This window comes from Nocardia sp. NPDC050408 (assembly GCF_044458905.1).
Taxonomy (GTDB): domain Bacteria; phylum Actinomycetota; class Actinomycetes; order Mycobacteriales; family Mycobacteriaceae; genus Nocardia.
In genome coordinates this window covers 1-21322 of record NZ_JBITIL010000003.1, presented here as the reverse complement: position 1 = coordinate 21322, position 21322 = coordinate 1, and the positions used below count along the sequence as shown (strand labels likewise).

Here is a 21322-nt window from a genome sequence, read left to right as displayed (position 1 = left end):
TTCGAACTACTACCCCCGAGCTCGGACCGCGCCAGCATTCCACGAATATCCCCGCAGGTAAACCACCCAAGCGACCGCTCTGGCGTCAACACAATCAAGGTCAGGTGGCACTGGTGGAGCAGGCCCAAGTCGGCCGATGCCCGCACATATTCCACCTGATCTTGATACGAGTCAGGTGGAGATGCGGGCGAGGGTTTGCAGCGGGTCGGTGAGGACGTCGGCGAAGGCGAGTTCGGCGGCACCGACCAGAGGGGCATCGTCGGCGAGGGCAGAGGTGCGCAGGCGAACCCGCTCACGGACCGCGAGCAGGCCGTTCACTGCAAGCCGGCTTCGGACCTGCGCAGCGGAGGCGAGATATATCTCACGGAGCACACCACCGAACACAATCATCGTCGGATTGAAAATATTGACCAGGTTCGCAACGCCATATCCGAGCCAATCCCCAACCTGGTGCAACGCATCTCGGGCAGTGGCATCACCACGCGCGGCGGCATCCACAATCGCCTCCACAGCCGCACGCCCGGTGAGATCCGTCCGCCCAGCAGCCGCGATCAAGGCGAGCTCCCCCGCCTCGGCCTCCAAACAACCATGCGACCCGCACGTGCACGCCCGCCCACCCGGATTGACGATCATGTGCCCGACCTCGCCCCCATAACCGCCCTCACCACCGAGCAGCTTGCCGCCCATGATGATTCCGCCTCCGATACCGACCTCGCCGTGCAGATAGATCATGTCCGCGACCCCGACGCCGACACCCCGCTCACGTTCGGCGAGCGCACCGAGGTTGGCATTATTGCCGACCACGACGCGCAACCCGAGACGCTCCGAAAGCCTCGCCCCGACCGGCACATCCACCCACCCGATATTCGGCCCGTACCGAACGACCCCGTCCTGCTCACGCACCATCCCGCAGAACGCGACTCCCACACCCACACACATGGTCTCGGGCCCGGACCCGCGAATCATGTTCTCCGCGAGATCCACCAGCGCACCGATCACATCATTCGGATCGAATGCGCCGCTGGGACGGCGTGTTTCCCGACGATCGAGAATCACCCCGCCCAACCCGACCCGGGCCACCGCGAGCCGATCCGCCCCGACATCCAGCGCCACCCCATAAACCCGCTCCGATTCCGGCCGCACCACCAACGACGGCCGCCCTGCCTTCCCCGTCTGCCCCGGCAGCTCCTCGCTGACCAGACCGGCCGCGGCGAGGTCGGCGGTCAGCGCCAGAATGGTGCTGCGATTGAGCCCCATCCGCTCGGCGAGTGCCGTCCGCGACATGGGTCCGCTCGAGTGGACATGCCGCAGCAGCACGGCAAGGTTCTGCCGCCGGATCTCGTCCGGGGAAGGTGCAGCTCTCATTCGGGCGAACCTCCTCCCGGTTCTCGGTCAACTTCCTGGCAACGCACGCTTGCGCGACAGCGCATCCACTCCCGCTGCCAACAGCAGCACGAATCCTGTCACAACGAATTTGGTGCCCGCGCTGTAGCCCATCAGGCCCATTCCGTTATTGATCACCGCGACCACCGCCGCACCGAGCACCGCGTCGAGCATCCGCCCACGCCCACCGAACAGACTTGTACCGCCGATCACGGCCGCTCCGACAGCGGTCAGCAACACATCGCTGCCGCCGGTATTCGGATCCACGGAGTTGGCCCGTGATGCCGCGATCAGCCCGCCCACCGCGGCCATTGTCGAACACAGCACGAAGGCACAGATTTTGATCCGATCGACCGGAATGCCCGCCCGCCGAGCCGCTTCCGCACTGCCGCCGACCGCATAGATATGTCGGCCGAACGAGGTGCGGTTGAGCACGAACGTCCAAAGCAGTAGCAGCGCAACGATCAACGGCACCACGATCGGCATGCCCTTGAGCGAGTTGATCGCCGGATTGCGACTGCGCTCGTCATTGAGAATCAGCACCGCCGCACCCGCCACCACGGCAACCGCCGCGATCCGCAACGCGATCACCGGCGCGGTCTCACCGGTGAGACCGAGCTTGGTACGCGCGCGCAGTTTTCGGTATTGGATTACCGCGAATCCGGCCAGCAACGCCGCGTACATGACCCAGCCGAGCCAAGGCGGCACATTCTTATTTGCGATCGCGACGATCGTCTCATCGTGGATCGAGATATTTCGTCCGTTGTCCATGATCTTCAGCGCGACACCCTGCAATGCCAGGAACGCCGCCAATGTCACCACGAACGAAGGGATTCCGATCTTCACCACGATCGAGCCGATGGTCAGCCCGATCGCGACGCCAGTGAGCAGCGAGGCGAGAATCGCTGCGTACCAAGGCCATCCCCTATCGGTGAGCAGTACCGCGAGCACCGCTGCACACACACCGCTGGCGAATCCGGCAGACAGATCGATCTCACCGAGTAGCAATACGAAGATCAGCCCCATGGCGATCACCGCGATGGCCGCGCCCTGGGTTAAGAGATTCGCGAAATTGCCCTGCGTCATGAACACCGGCCGCGCGATCCAGAACACCACCGACAGCACCGCCAGCGCGATAATCGACGGCAGCGCACCCATATTCCCGCTGCGCACCCGCCCGATATACGTGTTGACCAGCTCGATCGCCGGCGAGGACGTGGCCTCCAACTTATCCGTAACCACGGCGCTCATACACTTGCTCCATTTCCGAGGCCGAGACTTCCGCTGCGACCGGCGGTGATCAGTTCGACGACCTGCGCGTGCGTCACGTCGGCGGTGCGCACCTGGGCCGCCATACGTCCGAGATACAGCGCTGCGATCCGATCCGAGACCGCGAAAACGTCGTTCATATTGTGCGAAATCAACACCACCGCAAGGCCTTTGTCGGCCAGTCGGCGAACCAACTCGAGCACCTGCTGGGTCTGCGCGACACCCAGCGCGGCCGTCGGCTCGTCCAGGATCACCACCTTGCTGTTCCACAGCACGGCTTTCGCGATCGCGACCGTCTGACGCTGACCGCCGGACAGACTTGCCACCTGCTGTCGCACCGACTTAACCGTCCGAACCGATAAGCCCGCCAAAGTCTTTCCGGCCAGCTCCTCCATCCCGTACTCGTCGAGGACCAGGCCGTGCTTCTTCTCCCGGCCGAGGAACATGTTCTGCACGATGTCGAGGTTGTCGCAGAGCGCGAGATCCTGGTACACGATCTCGATGCCGAGGTCGGCTGCCTCACGCGGACTGTGCACACGCACCGGCCTGCCCTCGAACAGGAATTCACCCGAATCGATCGGGTGGGTGCCGCCGATGCACTTGACCAGGGTGGACTTGCCCGCGCCGTTATCGCCGACCAGCGCCGTCACCTCACCCGAGTACGCGGAGAACGCGACCTCGTGCAAGACGTGGACGGGACCGAAACTCTTTTCTATCCCGCGTAATTCGATGACCGGGGTATCCGGCATGGGTGCAGCTCCTCAAGTTGGGGGCGCCCCTTCCGCGGTCCCCTCATCGAATCGCGGAAGGGGCGGGGTAACACGATCAGCGGACCCCGTTATCCGCGCAGAGCTTGGCGAATTCGCCGGTGCACAGCTCGGCCTTGGTGACATAGCCATCCGCGACAACATCGTTCACGTTGTCCTTGAAGATGGCCTTCGGTTCCAGTAGCACCGCAGGCACTTTCGCATTAGCTTCCGGATCGTCGACGGTGCTGTTCGCCTCGCCCTTCTCACCCTTCGCGAGTGCGATCGCCAACTTCGCACCAGCATCGGCTTCCAACTTGATGGCCTTGTAGACGGTCATGCACTGATCGCCCGCGAGCACGTTCTGCAAGCCCTGGACCGTGGCATCCTGGCCGGTCACCGGGATCTGGCCGTTCAGCTTCTGCTTCTTCAGCACCGCGATGGCGGCATTGCCGAGCCCGTCGTTGGCTGCGACCACGCCGCCGAGATTCGGTGTGCCGGTGAGCATCTGCTCGAAAATTGTGCCCGCCTTGGTGTTATCCCACTCCGGCACCGCCTGATCCGGCCCCTTCACATACTCACCCGAGTCGAACTTCGGCTTGAGCACGCTGTCGTAGCCGTTCTTGAACAGCGTCGCGTTGTTATCGGTCGGGCCACCATTCAGATACGCGATGATCGGATTGACGGCCTTCTTATCGGTGAGGCACTTGGCCAGCCCGTCCCCCATCAACTTGCCGACCTTGACATTGTCGAACGACACATAGAACGGTGCCCCGCCGCCGAGAGTCAGTCTGTCGTAATCGATTACGGTCACACCCTGCGACTTCGCCTTCTGGATCACGGCCTTGCCGGTCCCGCTGTCGAGGTTGGTGATCATGAGCACCGAGGCGCCATTGGTGATCATCTGATCCGCGATGGTCTGGAAGGCGTTCTTATCCCCCTGCGCGTTCTGGATATCCGCCTTGATCCCCGCCGCGTCGAACGCCGCCTGCAGATACTTCCGATCCGCCGTCTCCCACCGCGCGGAGGTCTTGCTGTCCGGCAGGATCACCCCGATCTTGGCGCCCCCACCCCCGGAGTCTTTGTTGTCGTCCCCGCAGGCAGTGAGCGAGGTGAGAAGCGCGACCGATACGGCCGCAATGCCGAGGATCCCCTTACGCATGAGGGTGAGCCTTTCGTCGAACCACCGCCCGATCAAGCCGGGCAGTCGAGCAAGAGCGAATGTTGTTCGATGCAACATATTGCACCGCGGGCCGAAGCACAGCCGTTTCGCAAAGATATTTGTTGTTTGCGATAACAATCCGGTTTCAAGCGCAGAACGCGCCACTCAGGATGACGAAGTGGTCGACCTCTCGGCGCGACTCCTATCGGGGCTCGTGCACGATGCGGGGAGGCCCTCCGATGCTGCGCAGGATCCTCCCCTCGGCGCTTCCATGGACGACGTTCCTGCCCGGGAGCGCGGTTGAAGACCTCCTCCGACAATTGGTCTCGACCTTGCAAGCATCGGTTTCGATCGACAACCTCGCGCCGGTCTCCCAGCTACTCGTCGAATGGCGCCACACCGCCGAGATCTACGCGGATCCAAGCCTCCTCGAGGCCGCAACCCGAAAGCTCGGTGATGACGGAGGGCCAGTGCCGCGCCCCGAATCCGATCAAGGCGCGGTGTGAGCCCGAAACGGCACCGTGCTCCGTTTCCTCTACGAACCCGATGACCACCCCACCGGCTTCGCCGGCCCGGAATTCGGCCCCGACGGCACCCCGAGCGCATACCGGAAGCCGCGACTCGGCAGCGATTCGTAATCAGCGAACGGCGAGGGCCCACCGTCTTCAACAACCAACAAGCTCCGTTGGCGCATCCCCTCGAGTTCTCTCGGCGACCAAGTCGATGAACGGTACGTGCTTCGTGACGTGGCCGGAGCCTGGGGCGGGAACGTTCCAGGCTTGTCCGGCGCAATATCCTCGGAGTGGACGGTCGTGAGGAGTTGCGGTGGATAGATGTCCTGTTGGGGTCTCTGGTCGAAATCGGTGGCGTGAGCACGGTGCATGGCGTGGGGCGGTGCGCAGGGCCGAACTTCCTGGAGGGCAGCCGGTTTGGGTCGTCAGTGGGTATGACGAGGTAGCGGGGCTGTTGGGCGATGTGCGGCTGAGTGTGGATAAGCGGTATTCAGGGGGTGGGTATTCGGGGTTTTCGTTGCCGCGTGCGTTGGATCGGAATCTGCTGAATTTGGATGGTGCCGAGCATATTCGGATACGGCGGCTCGCTGCGCCCGCGTTCTCGCGGAGGTCGGCCGATTCGCTTCGGGAGGTAGTTCAGCGGATCAGCGCCGCCACGTTTCGTACGATGGACGAAACGGTCAGTGGCACAGTCGATTTACTGAATCAGCTCTGCGTTCCGGTGCCAGCACTCGTGATCGGTGAACTGCTCGGTGTGCCAGCTGATCGGCATGACGCGCTGCGCGATGCCGCTACCGCGATGGTGACGTTCGACACTGCGTCGAAGGAGTCCGCCAGCCGACTGGCGGAGGCGGTCGAATGGCTGGCAGGGACATTCACAAGCCTGGTGCGGTCCAAACGCGACGAGCCGGGCGATGATCTGATCAGTGGATGGGTGTGGGCACGTGCCGATGCGGACCTCCTGTCCGAGGATGAGCTGATTTCGCTGGCGTTTCTGATGATGCTGGCCGGCCTGGAGAATGTGGTTCATTTGTGCGGCAACATATTTGCCGCGCTCTTGGCCGCTGATGTACCAGACGACTGGATGGCTCGGCGTGGCGAGTTGATGGAGGCTGCCAATCCGCTGCCGTTCGCGATTCGGCGATTCGCCGTCAGCGACTTGATGATTGGCGACCAGATCATCCCCAAGGGCGACACCGTGCTCTTGTCGGTATTCGGTGCCGATTCGGATCCTGCCCGCAATGGGCGACCGAGCCTGATGTTCGGGCGCGGACCCCACTATTGCCTGGGCGCACAGGTCAGCGATCTGATCGTCGACGCGGTGGTGCCGGAGTTGTTCGTTCGGTATCCGCGAGTGCGCCTGGCTGTGCCGGAATCCGAGCTGGAGTATCGGGCATCATGGCGGTCTCATGGATTGGAGGCGTTGCCGGTGCGGCTCCGGGACTGATCCGAGTCCCAGGAGAATTCGGCAAGAATGCATGGCATGAACGAAATGGTTGAAGTCAGGGCGACGAGCGCGGCTCCGGATCGTGCGGTCGACAATCCGTCCGACGAAGCCGTGCACGACCTGCTCGCCGACATGAACTTCAGGTATCCGTACATCATTGTCGAACGCCCGAATCTGGTGCCGCTCGGCCACTTTTACATCCAGGTTCATATGGATGACCAAGTGGATCCGGAGGATGGTCACGGATACTTCATCGAATACCGCGACGGCGGGCCCGATCAACATTTCCGAGCCACGGTGCACGATACGGCGCCGTGGGACAGTGCATACTCGCCCGCCTTCGAGTTGGTAGTGAAAGTGGTGCAGGACTGGGCTTCTCAGCGGCCGGGGTGGCGGGAGGCACTGTCGTGGGAGCGGATCAACCTCCAGGCCTAGGCGGATCCTTTGCCGACGGGGACGCGATCGCCAGCAGAATGCGGTCAGCCGCTCGCCCAAGATCAGGCGGAGCGACGGGTTCGGTGCTCGGCGACGTGCACGCGGGTCGAACAGCGGGTCGAACAGTATCTGCGCCTGCCGTTGCGTGAGGTGTCGACGAAGACAATGCCGCACCCTTCGCGAGCGCAACGTCCGATGCGGCCGGGATCCTCGCAGAAAAGCTCCGCGAGCCCGGCCGCGGTGTACGCCTTGACGCGCTCATCGGTCGGAGCGTCCTCTCGGGCGTAGTGCAGGTGCGGCGCGCGGCCGTCGTGGGTGGAGATGTAGGGCTGGCTGGTCGTTTCGGCCAATAGGGAGTTGAGCAACTCGACGCTCGGTTCGGTGAAGACCTCGTCGAGCCGCGCGATCCAGCGGCGCAGCTCGGCGGTCTGCCGGATGTTGAGGGTGCCGAGCGGCTTGTATCCGGAATCGGCGAGTAGCTGCAACAGATCTTGCCGCGGGTCCGCGTTCACCAGTCGGGCGGCGAGTTCGGCCGCCGCGCCTCCGTAAGGGTTGAAATGCACTAAGTCATTACATCAGGCTGGATGCATGATCGCTACCTGCCCGTCTTGCTCCTGGTCGTCGCCTACCCTCGTGTCGTCGCACGGCGCCATCAGCTACCTGCGTTGCATCTGCGGGCGGTGGCTGATCAGCGAGCACGGCTCCGTGGTGGCGCTGGCAGGGACCAGCACGATGGGCCTAGCTGCCCGCCCGCCACTCCGGAGCCGACACTGACCAGACCTCCACATCGAGCCGCTGCCCACGAGGCGGGCAAAACTCCCACAGCACACCGTCTTCGGTCATTCCCAACCGCCGAGCCACGGCGATGCCGGGATGATTCGGTGACGCGACCAGCCACCCCACGCGGTGGATGCCGCGCTCCTGGATTGCCCAGTCGATGATCACGCGGGCGGTCCGGGTCGCCAGGCCACGGCCCGCGGCCGAGGGCTCCAGCCAGCAGCCCGCTTCGGCGACGCCGAGTGCGAGGACCATCGTCCGGAACAGGACGCTGCCGACCAACTTGCCCTCCAACCGGATCCCATAGATCCGGCCGGTGTCGGCCGCCCGTTGGTAGCTAATGCCGGAGCCGGCGTCCTCCCATGGCCTTGTTGCGGTACATCGCGGTGTCGACGGCGTGCATCATTTCGTCGATATCGGTGGGGCGGTCTTCGGCGAAAACCGTTCCGATGCTGGCGCCTACGACCACGGGCCGCCCGCCCACCTGGATCGGCGTGCCGAGCCCGTCGAGCAGCAGCGCGGAAATTGCTTCCAATTGCTCTGTGCCAGTGCACTTCTCGACGAGTACGATGAACTCGTCGCCGCCGATTCGCGCGACCAATCCGCCGACGGATTCGGCGGATTGCCGAAGCCGCTGGGCAACGTCGCGCAGCACCCGATCCCCTATCGTATGCCCCCACACATCGTTGACTTCCTTGAAGCCGTCGAGGTCCAGATAGCAAACACCAACTGGTGGAATGGCATTGGCCAGTCGATTGAAGAACAGGACACGATTGGGCAAGCCGGTCAGGCTGTCGTGGTTGGCATCGTGCCACAGCTGGTCGGCCAGTTGTTTGCGTTCGGTGACGTCGACGGCGACACCGATCAGGAAGCGGACCCGCCCACTGCTGTCGCGGACCGCGGACATGGACAGGTCGATGCTGGTGATGGTGCCGTCGCGGCGGAGATGGTCGGTTTCGAGACGGAAGCGGTCGGTCCGACCGCTGAGTAGGTGCTCCAAATTGGCATATGCGTCACCGATATTCGCGGGACCGAGCAATTCGGCGACCGACCGACCGGGCATCATCGCCGCGGGTAGTCCGAGCATATCGGCCATGGCCGCGTTCACCTCCAGTACCCGACCGGTGACGTCGACAGTCCCGATCCCAACCGACGCTCCCGCGAAGACCGCTTCGAACCTGGCCTCCGACAATTGCCTTCGCACCTCGGCCTCCTGCGCGGCCGAAAACGCCGCTGCGAGTGTGGTTTCCTGCTCCCCTAATGCCGCGTTCCGCAGCGCAGAGGTGAAACCCGCGGCGAACTCGGCAGCGACAACTATCGCACGCTCGCGAACTGGCACGTAATCGGATTCGGTTCCGGTGGGGCAGATTTCACGAACCATATCCCGGCAGATAACCAGAACCGAACGGCTGACGGCGATCTGGTCACGATAATTCGCCGTGACGAGCACCGCGGCGGCGTCCTGGGCAACCGTGACCTCCCGCGTCCCGCGCAGGGCCGCGATCAGCACATCGGCGAGTTCCGCTAGCAGAGTTTCGATTTGGCTTCGGGTGATGATCGGAGCGACAGCGCCGTCGAGCGCATCCGCCCATCGCATCGCCAGCTCACGCGTCCCCACACGAACCCCCTGCCACGGCTCCGGTCAGACTTTCCGGCCGACGCCCGCCAGGCCGAGCGATCGGCCCGGCGTCTCGTATAGGTCGCGTTCGGATTCCGGCCGCCAGGCAGGTAACTCGACGACACCGGGCTCGACCAGCTCCCACCCGTCGAACATCGCGCAGATACCGTCCTTCGAGCGGAAGTGGATGCCGACGCGGGTCACATCGGCCGCATTGCGACCGAGCTTGCCCGCGTCCTCGGGGCGCAGCTCCGATGTCAGGTGTGAGATCGCGACGTAGCTTCCGGTGGGGACAGCCGCATGCAGCGCGGAAACCTTCTCGACCGGCAGCTCTTCGTCGGATACCAAGTGCAGCACCGCAACCAGCAACACCCCGACCGGTTGCGCGAAATCGATGCGGCCGGTCTCGCGGACTCGGGCGAGCAGCTCATCGGGCTTGCGCAGGTCGGCTTCGATGGCGGCGACCTTGTCGTTGTCCACCAGAATCGCGCGGGCGTGGGCGACCGCGACCGGATCGATATCGGCGTAGAGCACGCGAATCTCCGGATCAATGGACTGTGCGACCTCGTGCACATTGCCCGCCGTCGGAATGCCCGAACCGATATCGAGGAACTGACGCACCCCCTGGTCGGCCAGGAAGCGGACCGCACGGCGCAGGAAAGCCCGATTGCTCAGCGCCAGACGGGGCAGGTCGGGCACCAGTTGTTTGCCGGCCTCGGCGGCTTTGCGATCGATCTCGAAATTGTGTGAGCCGCCCAGCAAGGCGTCATACATCCGTGCCGGGCTCGCCTGTTGCATATCCACGCCCTCGGGCGCCCACGCAGGCCTGTCCATCGCATCCCCTCTGCATTCACCACCGGACCAACCCATCCAGGTCCGCACCGCCGGATACCGCGTTGTTGATCACCGAATGGTGCAGTCCGCATAGTAGTCGGGCCGGTCGGTCCGAATGATCACGAATTCGCCACTGTTGACCTGGGCCTTCGAGCGGCGATTCATATTCACACATGCGCATGAGTGCAACATCGACTACGCTGTCGGACGGCAGCAATATCAAGCGGAAGGAGCGTTCGGCTATGGGCGAGCAGTGCGTGTCGCCGAAGCGGTCGGCAGCGGTGGTCGGCGAGGCTGAGCACATGGATCATGACCACGCACACTCCGGCCATTCGGACAAACACGGCCACAGCCACGACCACGGCGTCTCGGCGGATTCGAATCCGCGCTGGCTGGCCATCGCGCTCGGCTTGATCGTCGCGTTCATGGTGGCGGAGGTGGTGGTCGGCCTGCTGGCGCAATCGCTCGCGCTGATCTCCGACGCCGCGCACATGCTCACCGATGCCGCCTCGATCGTGCTCGCGATGATCGCGATCCGGTTGGCTCGACGTCCGGCCCATGGGCGATACACCTACGGGTTCAAGCGGGTCGAGATCCTTTCGGCGCAGGCGAATGGGATCACGTTGCTGCTGCTTGCGGCGTGGTTCGTGTATGAGGGCATCAATCGGCTGATCAATCCGCCGGATGTCGAAGGGCCGCTCGTGTTGATCACGGCGCTGGTCGGGATCGTGGTGAATATCGCCGCCGCGTGGAGCATCAGCCGGGCCAACCGGACCAGCCTGAATGTCGAGGGCGCGTTCCAGCACATCCTCAACGACCTCTACGCCTTCATCGGAACCGCTATCGCGGGCGCGGTGGTGTGGCTGGCCGGGTTCGCCCGCGCAGATGCGATCGCGGCGCTGGTCGTCGCGGCATTGATGATCAAGGCGGGCTGGTCTTTGGTGCGGGAGTCGGGGCGGATCTTCCTGGAGGCCGCGCCCGCTCATCTCGATCCCGACGCCATCGGAGCGCGCATCGTGGCGGTCCGGCAGGTAACCGAGGTCCACGACCTGCACGTCTGGCAGATCACCTCTGGACAGGCGTCGCTGTCGGCGCATGTCCTCGTCGACGACGCTGCCGACTGTCATGCGATTCGTTCGATGATCGAGACCGTGCTGCACGACGAATTCGGGTTGGAGCATACGACTTTGCAAGTGGACCACTCGTCGGATCTGGAGGTCTCCGCCGACGATGCGCACTGCGCCGATGCGCACGGGCCGGTGCACCGGTCCTGATCGCCCGTTTGACCTTCGACCTACCCGAGACTCCATGATGAGCGGGTGGCGGGCGATGGGTTGATCACGATTGGCGGGTTGGCGCGGGCCTGTGGGCTTACGGCCAGTGCGCTGCGGTTTTATGACGATTGCGGGTTGCTGGTTCCGGTTCGGGTGGATGAGGTGACCGGATATCGGTACTACAGCGACGCGCAGGTCGATCGCGGGGTGATGATTCGGCGGCTGCGGGGAATCGGGGTGCCATTGGATGTTGTTTCGGAGATTTTGAACGGGGACGGGACGCGGGCCGGGCGGCTGCTCGACGACCATGTGGCGGAACTTGCGCGGCGAGCCCGGGATGCGGCTGCGGTTGCGCGGGTGATCAAAGAGGAGGTCGGGGCGGGCGCGGTGGTATCCGCCGCGGTGTTGGCGGCGGCCATCGAGCAGGTACGGTCGGCGGCCGCTCTGGATCGTGAAATACCAGTGCTGTCTGGGGTTTTGGTGGAGTCGCGTGCGGATTCGGTTACGTTGACGGCTACGGATCGGTATCGGCTGTCGACGCGGGCGATGGTGCCGGTGCGGCCGGGTGGGGCGTGGTCGGTGGTTGTCGATGCGGGCGAGTTGGGTGGAATCGGTTCCTGGCTGCGGGAATTGGATGAGGTGACTGTGCGTGCTCTGGACGATGGGCTCGTTGTGACCGGTCGCGGCTCCGAGCGCCGGTGCGGGACCATCGATGCGGCGTTTCCGGACTATCAGGCGATGTTGGCGGGGCTGGGTACGGTTCGGACACGGGTGGTGGCGGGGCGAAGTGCGCTGCTCGCAGCGCTCGAGGCGGGCGGCGCGGCGCCGGTTGGCTTCGCCGTCGATCGGTCCGGTCTTGTTGTGAGCTGCAATGGGCAACTCAGGCCTGGTTCGCCTGGCTATCCCGAGTTACTCGCACGCCTGCACATTCCGGCAGTGGTTACCGGACCGGGTATCGAACTTGCCTTCTCCCCCAAGACATTACGACCCGCATTGGCGAGTGCGATCGGTCCGGAAATCATGCTCGATATCGCTGCGGCCAACGCACCGGTGATCGTTCGTTCCGCGACGGACGGTGAGCTGACCACGCTCGTCATGCCGACTGCCATTACGAATTCGAAGGAGTGTGGCGCATGAATCCCGCTGGTGAAACCATGGCCGCCATCACACAGGCGGTCGAGCTCGGGCGAACAGGCTCGCCGGACGCTGCGCGGGAGGCGCTGCTCGGGATATGGGCGACGCTCGGTCCGCAGGGTGATCCATTGCATCGGTGCACATTGGCGCACTATCTCGCGGATCTGTATGACGATGCGGCACAGGCGCTTTGCTGGGATGTTCGGGCGCTGGACGCGGCGGACAGTCTGACCGATGAACGGTTGCATCGGCACGATGCGAGTCTGGATGTGCGGGGCTTCTACCCGTCGCTGCATTTGAATCTGGCGGACAACTATCGGCGGCTCGGGTCATTCGCTGCGGCGCAGTGCGAGATCGACGCGGCGCGAGGGTGTGTGGATACGCTCGGCGATGACGGTTACGGGGCAATGATCCGCACCGCCATTGATGAAGTCGCCGAAGCGATTCGGATGCGAACTACCGCTCGACGTGTCTCCGCTCCAAATGGACGCGGGTAGCTGCCCATGAGTCGCTTGCCCACCCTCGTTGTCGTGAGCGGACCGCCGGGCGCCGGTAAGACAACACTCGCGCATGCGCTGGCCGCCAAGGTGGGGTGCCCCGCGATCTGCCGGGACGAAATAAAGGAAGGCATGGTGCACGGGCGGCCGGATTTCGCGGCAAAGCCCGGCGACGAGTCGAGTCTTCGCACACTGCCGACGTTCTTCAGTGTGCTGGAGCTGTTGTTGCGAGCGGGCGTCACAGTGGTAGCGGAGGCGGCATTTCAAGATCGCCTGTGGCGGCCGGGGCTCGAGCCGCTACGTGGTCTCGCCGCGATGCGAGTGGTGCAGTGCGAGGTAGAGCCTGGCATCGCGATGGCGCGAATTCATCGACGTCAGCGCGAAAACCCTTTGCGGCGAGCACATTCCGGGCCGGGCACTGTTGCATCCGACGTCCACCGCGTGTTCGACCGTATATCGCTGGATGTGCCGACGATAGAGGTCGACACGACGGACGGGTATCGACCTGGACTCGATGAGATCGTGGCATTCGTCAACGGCCACGGATGACCGATCTCCTAGGCCGAATGCGGTCGCTCGGGCGGGCATGCCGTCGCGAACACGACAGCGAAATCGAATTCCTGCCAGGTCATCAGCCCGACGAACTGTTCCGGAGTCCGCGGACCTACGTCTCATCAGGAACGGCGAGAGACATGTCAGCGATACGGTTCGGGTCGGCGATGATCTCGATGGTGGCTATCCGATGGTCGGTGATAGTGAAGGCCAGAAGGAGGTTCAGGTTTCCGCCGGGGGCAACGACCAGGCCCATGTGGCCATTGATGAGGGCGGGACGGGTGTAGGGGGCCTGGCTGGAGAACATCAGGGCGCTGGAGGCGACGCGGCGAGCGCCACTCATGCGGATCGGGTGTCCGCTGGGGGCAGCGACATCATCGGCGTGCAGTTCGACGTCCGGGTCGAGTACGGCGATCAGCGCATCGAAGTCACCGCTACGGGCGGCCCGCAGGAAGGCATCGACGACCACACGTTCATCGGCGATGCGGTCGGTCTCGGCCAGGGGCGCGCCACGGACACGGCGGCGGGCGCGGGCAGCCAGTTGTGCGGCAGCGGCTGGCGTACGTCCCAGGATGGGCGCGAGTTCGGCGTACGGCAGATCGAACAGGTCGTGCAAAACGAAAGTCAGTCGCTCAGCCGGAGTAAGGGTGTCGAGCACGACCAGTAATGCGAGCCCGACCGAGTCGGCCAGCACCGCCTCTTCCTCCGGATCCACGCTGTCCGCGGGGATGGCGGGCAACTCGGTCGGTAGCGCGCCGACCGGGTCTTCGCGGCGGGCTTTGCGGGCCCGCAACATATCCAGGCAGATGTGGGCGACGACCGCGGTCAACCAGTTCCGCAGGTTGCGCACACTTTCGGTGTCGGCGCGGTCGAGTCGCAGCCATGCCTGTTGCACGGCGTCGTCCGCCTCGCTCGCCGATCCGAGCATGCGGTAGGCGACCGCGCCGAGGTGGGCGCGGTGGTCTTCGAAGCGCTGCGCGAGCCACTGGGTCTCCTCGGACATCGGCGATCTCCTTCCGTCCGATTCGCGTGTCATGTCGACGGGTCGTGCTCCGTCATATCTATGACGGACGAAACCGCGGTGACATGACACGCCCGCGGCCCCCTCTTGGACAGAAGGGCGAACTGATGCGCACGACATCCGAACTGCGCCCGACACCGGATCGACGGCGCTGGCTCGCACTGGTGGTATTGCTGGTGGCCGGGTTCATGGACCTGCTCGATGTGACGATCGTGAATGTGGCGCTGCCGACGATCCAAAGCGATCTGAACGCACCCTACGCGGATCTGGAGTGGGTGGTGTCGGGTTATCTGCTCGGATTCGCGGCGTTGCTGATCACCGGCGGCCGACTCGGCGACCTGGTCGGTCGCAAAACTATCCTGCTTGTCGGCCTGACCCTGTTCACGCTCGCATCGCTGGCATGCGGGATCGCCCCGGACCCGGCGTGGCTGATCGCCGCACGAATAGTCCAGGGCGCGACGGCCGGGCTGATGATCCCGCAGATCCTGGCGATCATGCACGTATCGTTCCCCGCCGATGAACGCGGGAAGGTGCTCGGAATCTGGGGCGGTGTGCTCGGCTCGGCATCGGTGGCCGGATTGATCGTGGGTGGAATCCTGGTGCAGGCCAACCTTTTCGACTGGGCGTGGCGGCCGATCTTCCTGGTCAATGTGCCTGTCGGAATGCTCGCGATTCCCGCGGCGATGGTGCTGGTGCGGCAGTCCCGCTCGGCCACGGCGGATCGATTGGATCCGATCGGCACCGTCCTCGCGATCGGCGCGGTCCTGCTGCTGGCATACCCACTGACCGAGGGACGCACCCTCGGCTGGCCGGTCTGGACCTTCGCGCTGATCGCCGCCGCCGCGCTGGTCCTTGTGGCATTCGTCGCCTTCGAGCGACGCCGGACCGCGACCGTCGGATCGCCGCTGGTGGTGCTGAATCTGTTCCGGGAGCGCACATTCAGTGTAGGTATGGCTGTGTGGCTGTTGTTCTGGATCGCTCTCGGCGGCTACTTCCTGGTGTGGACGCTATATCTGCAAGCGGGGCTCGGCTGGACGCCGCTGCGGGCCGGGCTGAGCGCATCGCCTTTCGCGGTGGCCGCTGCGGCCGGAGCCGGATCCAGCGTGCAGGTTTTTGTGCCGCGCTACGGGCGGATGGTGCTGTTCGCGGGCGCGATGATCAACGCCGCCGGGTTCGGGCTCTACCTCTATCTGGCCGCGCACTACGGCTCCGGCATCACCTCCGTGCGGATGTTCGCACCCCTCGCGATCAGCGGATTCGGGTTCGGACTCTTCGTCGCACCGACAGTCGACCTGATCCTTTCCGGAGTTCCCGGCCATGATGCCGGGTCCGCGTCCGGACAGTTGTCGACCATTCAGCAGGTCGGCATGGCGCTCGGTGTCGCGCTGGCCGGAGTGTTCTTCTTCACCCAACTCGACAACACCTCCGGCCACGGCACCACTGCCACCATCCCCACGCTCCAACAGCAGCTCACCAACCTGGATATCCCCGCCACCGCTCGAGACCAGATACTTGGTCAGTTCCGCGCCTGCGTACACGATCGCTCCACCGCCACCGACCCCACCGCCGTGCCGTCCAGCTGCCAGCCCCGATCCGGACAACCCGATCCACTACAGCAAGCACTCACCAGAGCCGGGCGAGAAGCCAACGCGCACAATATGTCTCGCACCTTCGCACAAACGCTGTGCTGGGCCATCGGCATTCTGATCGCCGTCGCCGCAGGAGTGTTCGCGCTGCCGCGGCGGTTGACCACAGCATCCGAAACAAGTTGGCCCGGTAGGGATTCGGTTGCATCGGATGCCATACACTGAGACGGCGCGGACAGCCGCCGCAACGCATGGCTCTGGCCGCAAGAAGCCAGCCATCCGGTCGGGCACCCGCAATAGTGCCAGCGCCGAAACCACCAATTCCACATAGCCAGGGCGGCCTCCGCCTATACACCCATGGCGGGTATGTTCGTTGAATGCACTCCGCTCCGATGCCCCTGGTCCATGAGTCACATATTCGTTGTTGACGGCTCGGATTTATTTCGCCTGTTCGAGGCAGTCTCGCTGAATCCAACGAAAGGCTCTCTACCATATGGGCAATAGCTGGCTACGTCGCCTGTCCACGTCCCCGGGGAATGGGTCCCATAAATTGATCTGCTTTCCTCACGCCGGTGGCTCCGCCATATCCTTCGGGCCATTGGCCGGGTGCATGGGATCAGAATATGACGTTCTTGCTGTCCAGTATCCCGGACGACTGGACAGAAGACATGAACCGCTCATCGATAATATTTCAGACCTCGTCGATGGCGTACTTCCTGAACTGATAGAAACGGTTGAGGGTGCCGAGAATTTTTCCATATTCGGCCACAGCATGGGATCTGTCGTAGCTTTTGAAGCCTGCCGACGGCTCGAGCAGGAATTAGGAGCGACCGCGAGAGTCCTCTTCGCCTCCGGTCGACGCGCCCCGTCGTCGACGCACTCCGAACAAGTGCACCTGATGAGCGATCCAGAAATATGTGAACTATTACTGAGCGTCGGCGGCACACCATCGGCGTTGCTCGAGGATCCTGAATTCCGAGAAATGATCCTGGCGACCGTCAGAAACGACTACCGAGCTATCGAGACTTACGAGTGCACTCCGGACGCGACAGTCAGCTGCCCCATGGTGGCAATTGTCGGCGATCGCGACCCCGATGCAAGTTTCACGGAAGTAGAGGCGTGGAGTTCGCACACCTCTGGTAGCTTCCTCGCGAAAGCATTTCCAGGCGGTCATTTCTTTCTCGATGCGAATCGCCGCCCCGTCGCGCAGCTGATCCGCGAGCACAGCTCACAAGCGCTGTTGAGCTAGACGAGCGTCGTCGCGGATTTTGGTGGAGCCACGACTGGGTGAGCATTCGCTCACCCAGTCGTTACTACTGCTAGCTCATACCCTTTTCGAGCCAGCCCTCGATCGCTTCCGCAACATCCACTGAGCCGTCCTCCAGCATCGTGAAATGATCCGCCTGCACCGACACAACGGTTTGCGAATCCCACGGTTGAGCCTGCCAGTCCACACGATCCGACGAGCTTCCCAGGAATGACTGGACACACTGGACGAACAAGGTCGGCGTGACGATGGAGCCGGGCACCATCTCGCGCAGCAGCTGCACATACCGGCTCATACCAGTCAACCGAGCCTGGTCGAAGCGACCGAACGTAGCTTCGTTCGACACCATGTGTTCTGCCATCTCCCGAAGCAGCCAATCGCCGTCATCGTGGATCCTGTAGGTGTCCAACATGACCAGGCCAGCAGGCACTGGGCGGCCGGTGGCTTCCAGGAACTCCGTGACGAGGTAAGCCAGCAGGCCGCCCGAGGAATATCCGAGTAGTACGAACGGCTCTCCCTGCGCTGCCTCGAGCAGGCAGCGCGCCACTCCTTCCAATGCCGTCGTCGGCGTAGCTGGCAGTGGCTCGCCCGCACCGAAGCCGATCAGCGGCAGGACCACGACGTCGCGGGCAGTTCGCAGATGCGATGCGATGCGGGCGTACTGATGCGCGCCACCGGTGGCCAGTGGCGGATTGAGGCAGATGATGCGGGGCAGAACAGAACCCGAAGCCAGTCGTGACGGCACCGGCAATCGGTCCAGTTCGTCGGCCGAAGAGAACTGCTCACGTAGTTCCGCCGCCGCCCTCAGCAGAGCAAAGCCGTTACGAGCCTGGCCGTTCTCTACCGCGCCACGGAACATCCCGTACAGCGAGTCGTCTTCGCCGACTTGACTATTGCCCTTCTGTGAGTCTGTGTTGAGCTCCTTTTGCAGGTATCGGGCCAGTGCCGCCGGCGTCTTATGATCGAAGATCGCAGCGGTCGACAGCGTCAGACCGGTGGAAGCATTGAGGGCACTTCGCAACTCCATGGCAGCCAGTGAGTCGAACCCCGATTCGAGGAAGTCCCGCTCGGGGTCGAGAGCCTCGGCGCTCTCATGCCCCAGCAGACGGGCAGCGTTCTCGAGTATGTGCATCCGAAGCCACCGCTCCTGTTCGGAATCGGACAGGTGCGTCAGATGCCTGCGAAGCGCTGTCCCGTCCTGCGTTCTGCTGCTCGGCCGACGCCCGGTCTTCTTGGCCAAGTCGCTGAGCAGCGCAGGCACCGAGTCCCGAGCGCGCAGGACAGCTAGGTCGATCTCGACCGGTACATGCACCGGACGCTCGGTAGTCGATGCGGCATCGAACAATTCGAGTGCTTTATCGGCAGTCAGCGGCGTGAAACCTTGGCGACGCATACGCTGCCGGTCCACCTCGCCGAGCCACTGCGAAAGTCCGGTTGCGATGTCCCACATGCCATAGGCGAGCGAAGTGGCCGGCAAGCCTTCGGCGTGACGGTGCGTCGCAAGAGCGTCGAGGAACACGTTGGCCGCCGCATAACCTCCCTGGCCTGCGGGCAGTATCGAACCTGCCACCGACGAGATCATGACGAAGGCGGACAGCTCGGCTTCGCGGGTGAGCTCGTGCAAGTACCATGCGGCATCGGCCTTGGCGCCGAGCGAATGGTCGATCTGCTCCGGCGTCAAGGTATCGACCAGACCGTTGTAGGCAACGCCCGCCGCGTGCACGATCGCACCCAACGGATGCTCCGCGGGTATCGAAGCAAGCAGATCACGCAGTGCGTCACGATCTGTGACATCGCAGGCAGATACGCGAACCTCGGCACCGAGAGCACTGAGTTCCGCGATGAGATCCTCGGCGGCTGCCGGTCCGCGTCTGCCCGCCAACAGCAGGTATCGCACACCGTGCTCGCTCACCAAGTGCTTGGCGATGTGGCGACCGACCCCGCCGGTACCACCGGTAATCAGGACGGTCCGTTCGGAATCCCAAGGTATCCGCCGCTTAGATTCGGGCGACGCGGCGCGAATGAGCCGCGGCACCCGTGTTCCATCCGCATGGACAGCCAGTTCCGGCTCGCCTGTCAGCGCCGCGGCTACAAGATGATCCGTCGTTGCCGCTTCGCTGGCCTCGACGAGCACGATCCGCCCCGGGTTCTCCGCCTGCGCCGCACGCACCAGACCCCACACCGCCGCCTGAGCCGGGTCGCCCGTGGCGCCGGTGACCACAGCCAAAGTGCTTGCGGCGTACCGTTCTTCGCTGAGGAACTGCTGGACGGCACCGAGCGTGCGGTGCAGAGCCGTGCGCAACTGGACCGGCACGTCCACACCTTCGACCGGGGCCCGGAAGAGCAAGACCGAGGCCGACTCCGCCGCGCCCCACTCGGCCCAGGCGACTCCCGCCACCGATCGCAGCTCCGGACCGGGCCGCCAAATGAGCTCGTACAGCGCGTCATTCGAGGACAGGGTTGCGGCCGATAGCAGTTCGACGGACAACGGGCGCGACGTGAGGGACCGCGCGGACAGCAATGGCGCGCCACTTGAATCGGCCATTGCCAGGGTGACTTCACCCTGATTCAGCACGGTCGACCGAACCCGCACCCGCCGCGCGCCTTCGGCGTGTAAACGCACCGAAGACCAGGTGAATGGAACGAGGGTCTGCCGCTCGGCATGTTCGTCCACGCTCCGCGAACCGGCGACGGTCAATGCGTGCAGCGCCGCATCGAACAGGGCTGGATGTAGGCCATAGCCTCGAGTCGAGACCTGCTCGGGCAGTGCGACCTCAGCGTAGAGTTCTTCGCCGCGGCGCCAAAGGGCTTGCAGCCCTTGAAAAGCGGGCCCGTAGTTGTATCCGTGATCGGCGAGTTCATCGTAGGCGCCATCCAACTCCAGTTTTATGGCACCGAACGGTGGCCACTGAACAAAGTCAGCCCAGTCTTGTGGCTCGTCGGTCTCCTTGCCCGGGTGCACACTGCCTTGCGCATGGTGTGTCCATGCGACTGCCGGATCGTCGTGGTCCTTACGCGAGTAGATGTCGAGCCGTCGGCGACCGGTCTCATCACTGTCACCGACTATCACTTGGATCTGTACTCCGCCATGCCCTTCGAACACCAGCGGCGCCCGAAGCGTGAGCTCCTCCAGTTCTGGACAGTCGACCTGGTCTCCGGCGTGCATGGCCAGTTCGACGAACCCGGTGCCAGGCAGCAGCACCGTGCCGAGCACGTCATGATCGGCCAACCAGGGATGGGTGACCGTCGACAGGCGGCCGGTGAGTCTGACGCCCCCGCCCTCCGGCTGCGCCACCAATGCACCCAGCATCGGGTGTTCGGTAGACCGTAGGCCGAGCGCGGATGCCTCTCCTGTCTGCGGTTGACCCGTGACCCAGAAGCGGCGGTGCTGGAAGCTGTACGTCGGCAGATCTGTCTTCGCGCCTCCGGAACCAGCGTAGTACCTGGTCCAATCCACCGTCGAACCCGCGACGTGCAACCGGGCGAGGCCGGTCAACACGGTCGATGGGTCCGCGTTGTGGCGTCTGGTCAAAGCGATTGTGGTTGCGGTGTCGAGGGTTTGGGTGATCATCGGGGTCAACACCGCATCAGGCCCGACCTCGGCGAACCTCGACACACCCATACCCGCCATCGCGACAACCGCATCAGCGAAGCGCACCGCCTCACGAACCTGACCCACCCAATACGACACATCACACATCTCATCGACAACACGCACACCAGTCACCGTCGACACCAACGCGATACTCGGCCGGTTGAACACCAAACCCTCGATCACCGTCGCGAACTCAGCCAACATCGGCTCCAT

19 protein-coding genes are annotated in these 21322 nt (G+C 64.0%); 9 read left to right on the top strand and 10 right to left on the bottom strand.

The features are described 5' to 3' along the window. Positions 1-171: 171 nt before the first annotated feature. The 4 genes from ACIBJI_RS09815 to ACIBJI_RS09800 form a co-directional block, all read right to left on the bottom strand. The gene (locus ACIBJI_RS09815) at positions 172-1365 is read right to left on the bottom strand and encodes an ROK family protein (protein WP_364350616.1); all 1194 of its coding nucleotides are present in this window, start codon (positions 1363-1365) and stop codon (positions 172-174) included. Positions 1366-1392: 27 nt separating this feature from the next. Further along, entirely contained in the window at positions 1393-2634 is a 1242-nt protein-coding gene (locus ACIBJI_RS09810) for a sugar ABC transporter permease (protein ID WP_397083774.1), read from the bottom strand. Then, positions 2631-3401, bottom strand: coding sequence for an ATP-binding cassette domain-containing protein (locus tag ACIBJI_RS09805; protein ID WP_364350622.1), 771 nt, complete (start codon positions 3399-3401; stop codon positions 2631-2633). The genes ACIBJI_RS09810 and ACIBJI_RS09805 overlap by 4 nt, the downstream gene beginning before the upstream one ends. Positions 3402-3477: 76 nt before the next feature. Then, positions 3478-4560: a sugar ABC transporter substrate-binding protein gene (locus tag ACIBJI_RS09800; protein ID WP_397083772.1), complete on the bottom strand. Its 1083-nt coding sequence runs from the start codon at positions 4558-4560 to the stop codon at positions 3478-3480. Positions 4561-4799: 239 nt separating this feature from the next. Between ACIBJI_RS09800 and ACIBJI_RS09795 the strand changes: the two genes are divergently transcribed. The 3 genes from ACIBJI_RS09795 (at position 4800) to ACIBJI_RS09785 (ending at position 6954) form a co-directional block, all read left to right on the top strand. Next, positions 4800-5066 carry a hypothetical protein gene (locus tag ACIBJI_RS09795; protein WP_364350628.1) on the top strand — a complete coding sequence of 89 codons (267 nt, stop codon included), beginning with the start codon at positions 4800-4802 and terminating at the stop codon, positions 5064-5066. A 673-nt stretch (positions 5067-5739) separates the two neighbouring features. Continuing rightward, complete coding sequence (locus ACIBJI_RS09790; RefSeq protein ID WP_396955620.1) at positions 5740-6519, top strand: hypothetical protein; 780 nt, start codon at positions 5740-5742, stop codon at positions 6517-6519. A 36-nt stretch (positions 6520-6555) separates the two neighbouring features. Continuing rightward, positions 6556-6954: a hypothetical protein gene (locus ACIBJI_RS09785; protein WP_364350634.1), complete on the top strand. Its 399-nt coding sequence runs from the start codon at positions 6556-6558 to the stop codon at positions 6952-6954. A gap of 62 nt (positions 6955-7016) precedes the next feature. Here ACIBJI_RS09785 and ACIBJI_RS09780 read toward each other — a convergent pair whose 3' ends face one another. The 4 genes from ACIBJI_RS09780 to ACIBJI_RS09765 all read right to left on the bottom strand — a co-directional run bounded on the left by ACIBJI_RS09780 (position 7017) and on the right by ACIBJI_RS09765 (position 10183). After that, positions 7017-7517: a CGNR zinc finger domain-containing protein gene (locus tag ACIBJI_RS09780; protein ID WP_364350637.1), complete on the bottom strand. Its 501-nt coding sequence runs from the start codon at positions 7515-7517 to the stop codon at positions 7017-7019. A 175-nt stretch (positions 7518-7692) separates the two neighbouring features. After that, complete coding sequence (locus tag ACIBJI_RS09775; protein WP_396955972.1) at positions 7693-8040, bottom strand: GNAT family N-acetyltransferase; 348 nt, start codon at positions 8038-8040, stop codon at positions 7693-7695. Positions 8041-8068: 28 nt separating this feature from the next. Beyond that, a complete protein-coding gene (locus ACIBJI_RS09770) occupies positions 8069-9349 on the bottom strand; it encodes a sensor domain-containing diguanylate cyclase (protein WP_364350640.1) in 1281 nt (426 codons plus the stop codon). A gap of 24 nt (positions 9350-9373) precedes the next feature. After that, positions 9374-10183: an SAM-dependent methyltransferase gene (locus ACIBJI_RS09765; RefSeq protein WP_364350643.1), complete on the bottom strand. Its 810-nt coding sequence runs from the start codon at positions 10181-10183 to the stop codon at positions 9374-9376. Positions 10184-10485: 302 nt separating this feature from the next. On the opposite strand from ACIBJI_RS09765, the gene ACIBJI_RS09760 reads away from it, so the two are divergent. From ACIBJI_RS09760 to ACIBJI_RS09745, 4 genes are read left to right on the top strand one after another with little or no spacing between them, the layout of a single operon-like run. Then, positions 10486-11457, top strand: coding sequence for a cation diffusion facilitator family transporter (locus ACIBJI_RS09760; RefSeq protein WP_397084227.1), 972 nt, complete (start codon positions 10486-10488; stop codon positions 11455-11457). A 45-nt stretch (positions 11458-11502) separates the two neighbouring features. Continuing rightward, entirely contained in the window at positions 11503-12594 is a 1092-nt protein-coding gene (locus ACIBJI_RS09755) for a MerR family transcriptional regulator (RefSeq protein ID WP_397083769.1), read from the top strand. Beyond that, positions 12591-13088 carry a hypothetical protein gene (locus ACIBJI_RS09750; RefSeq protein WP_364350649.1) on the top strand — a complete coding sequence of 166 codons (498 nt, stop codon included), beginning with the start codon at positions 12591-12593 and terminating at the stop codon, positions 13086-13088. Before ACIBJI_RS09755 ends, ACIBJI_RS09750 begins: the two co-directional genes overlap by 4 nt. Positions 13089-13094: 6 nt before the next feature. Beyond that, positions 13095-13637 (top strand): AAA family ATPase, encoded by a 543-nt coding sequence (locus ACIBJI_RS09745; protein WP_396955616.1) that lies wholly within the window; start codon positions 13095-13097, stop codon positions 13635-13637. 115 nt (positions 13638-13752) lie between these two features. On the opposite strand, the gene ACIBJI_RS09740 is transcribed toward ACIBJI_RS09745, so the two are convergent. Then, positions 13753-14643 carry a sigma-70 family RNA polymerase sigma factor gene (locus ACIBJI_RS09740; RefSeq protein ID WP_396955615.1) on the bottom strand — a complete coding sequence of 297 codons (891 nt, stop codon included), beginning with the start codon at positions 14641-14643 and terminating at the stop codon, positions 13753-13755. A gap of 125 nt (positions 14644-14768) precedes the next feature. On the opposite strand from ACIBJI_RS09740, the gene ACIBJI_RS09735 reads away from it, so the two are divergent. Beyond that, on the top strand, positions 14769-16472 hold the full coding sequence (locus tag ACIBJI_RS09735; RefSeq protein WP_364350657.1) for an MFS transporter: 1704 nt from the start codon (positions 14769-14771) through the stop codon (positions 16470-16472). A gap of 268 nt (positions 16473-16740) precedes the next feature. After that, complete coding sequence (locus tag ACIBJI_RS09730) at positions 16741-17496, top strand: alpha/beta fold hydrolase (protein ID WP_364350660.1); 756 nt, start codon at positions 16741-16743, stop codon at positions 17494-17496. Positions 17497-17566: 70 nt separating this feature from the next. On the opposite strand, the gene ACIBJI_RS09725 is transcribed toward ACIBJI_RS09730, so the two are convergent. Beyond that, positions 17567-21313, bottom strand: a complete 3747-nt coding sequence (locus ACIBJI_RS09725) for a type I polyketide synthase (protein WP_397083766.1) — start codon at positions 21311-21313, stop codon at positions 17567-17569. Positions 21314-21322 lie beyond the last annotated feature (9 nt).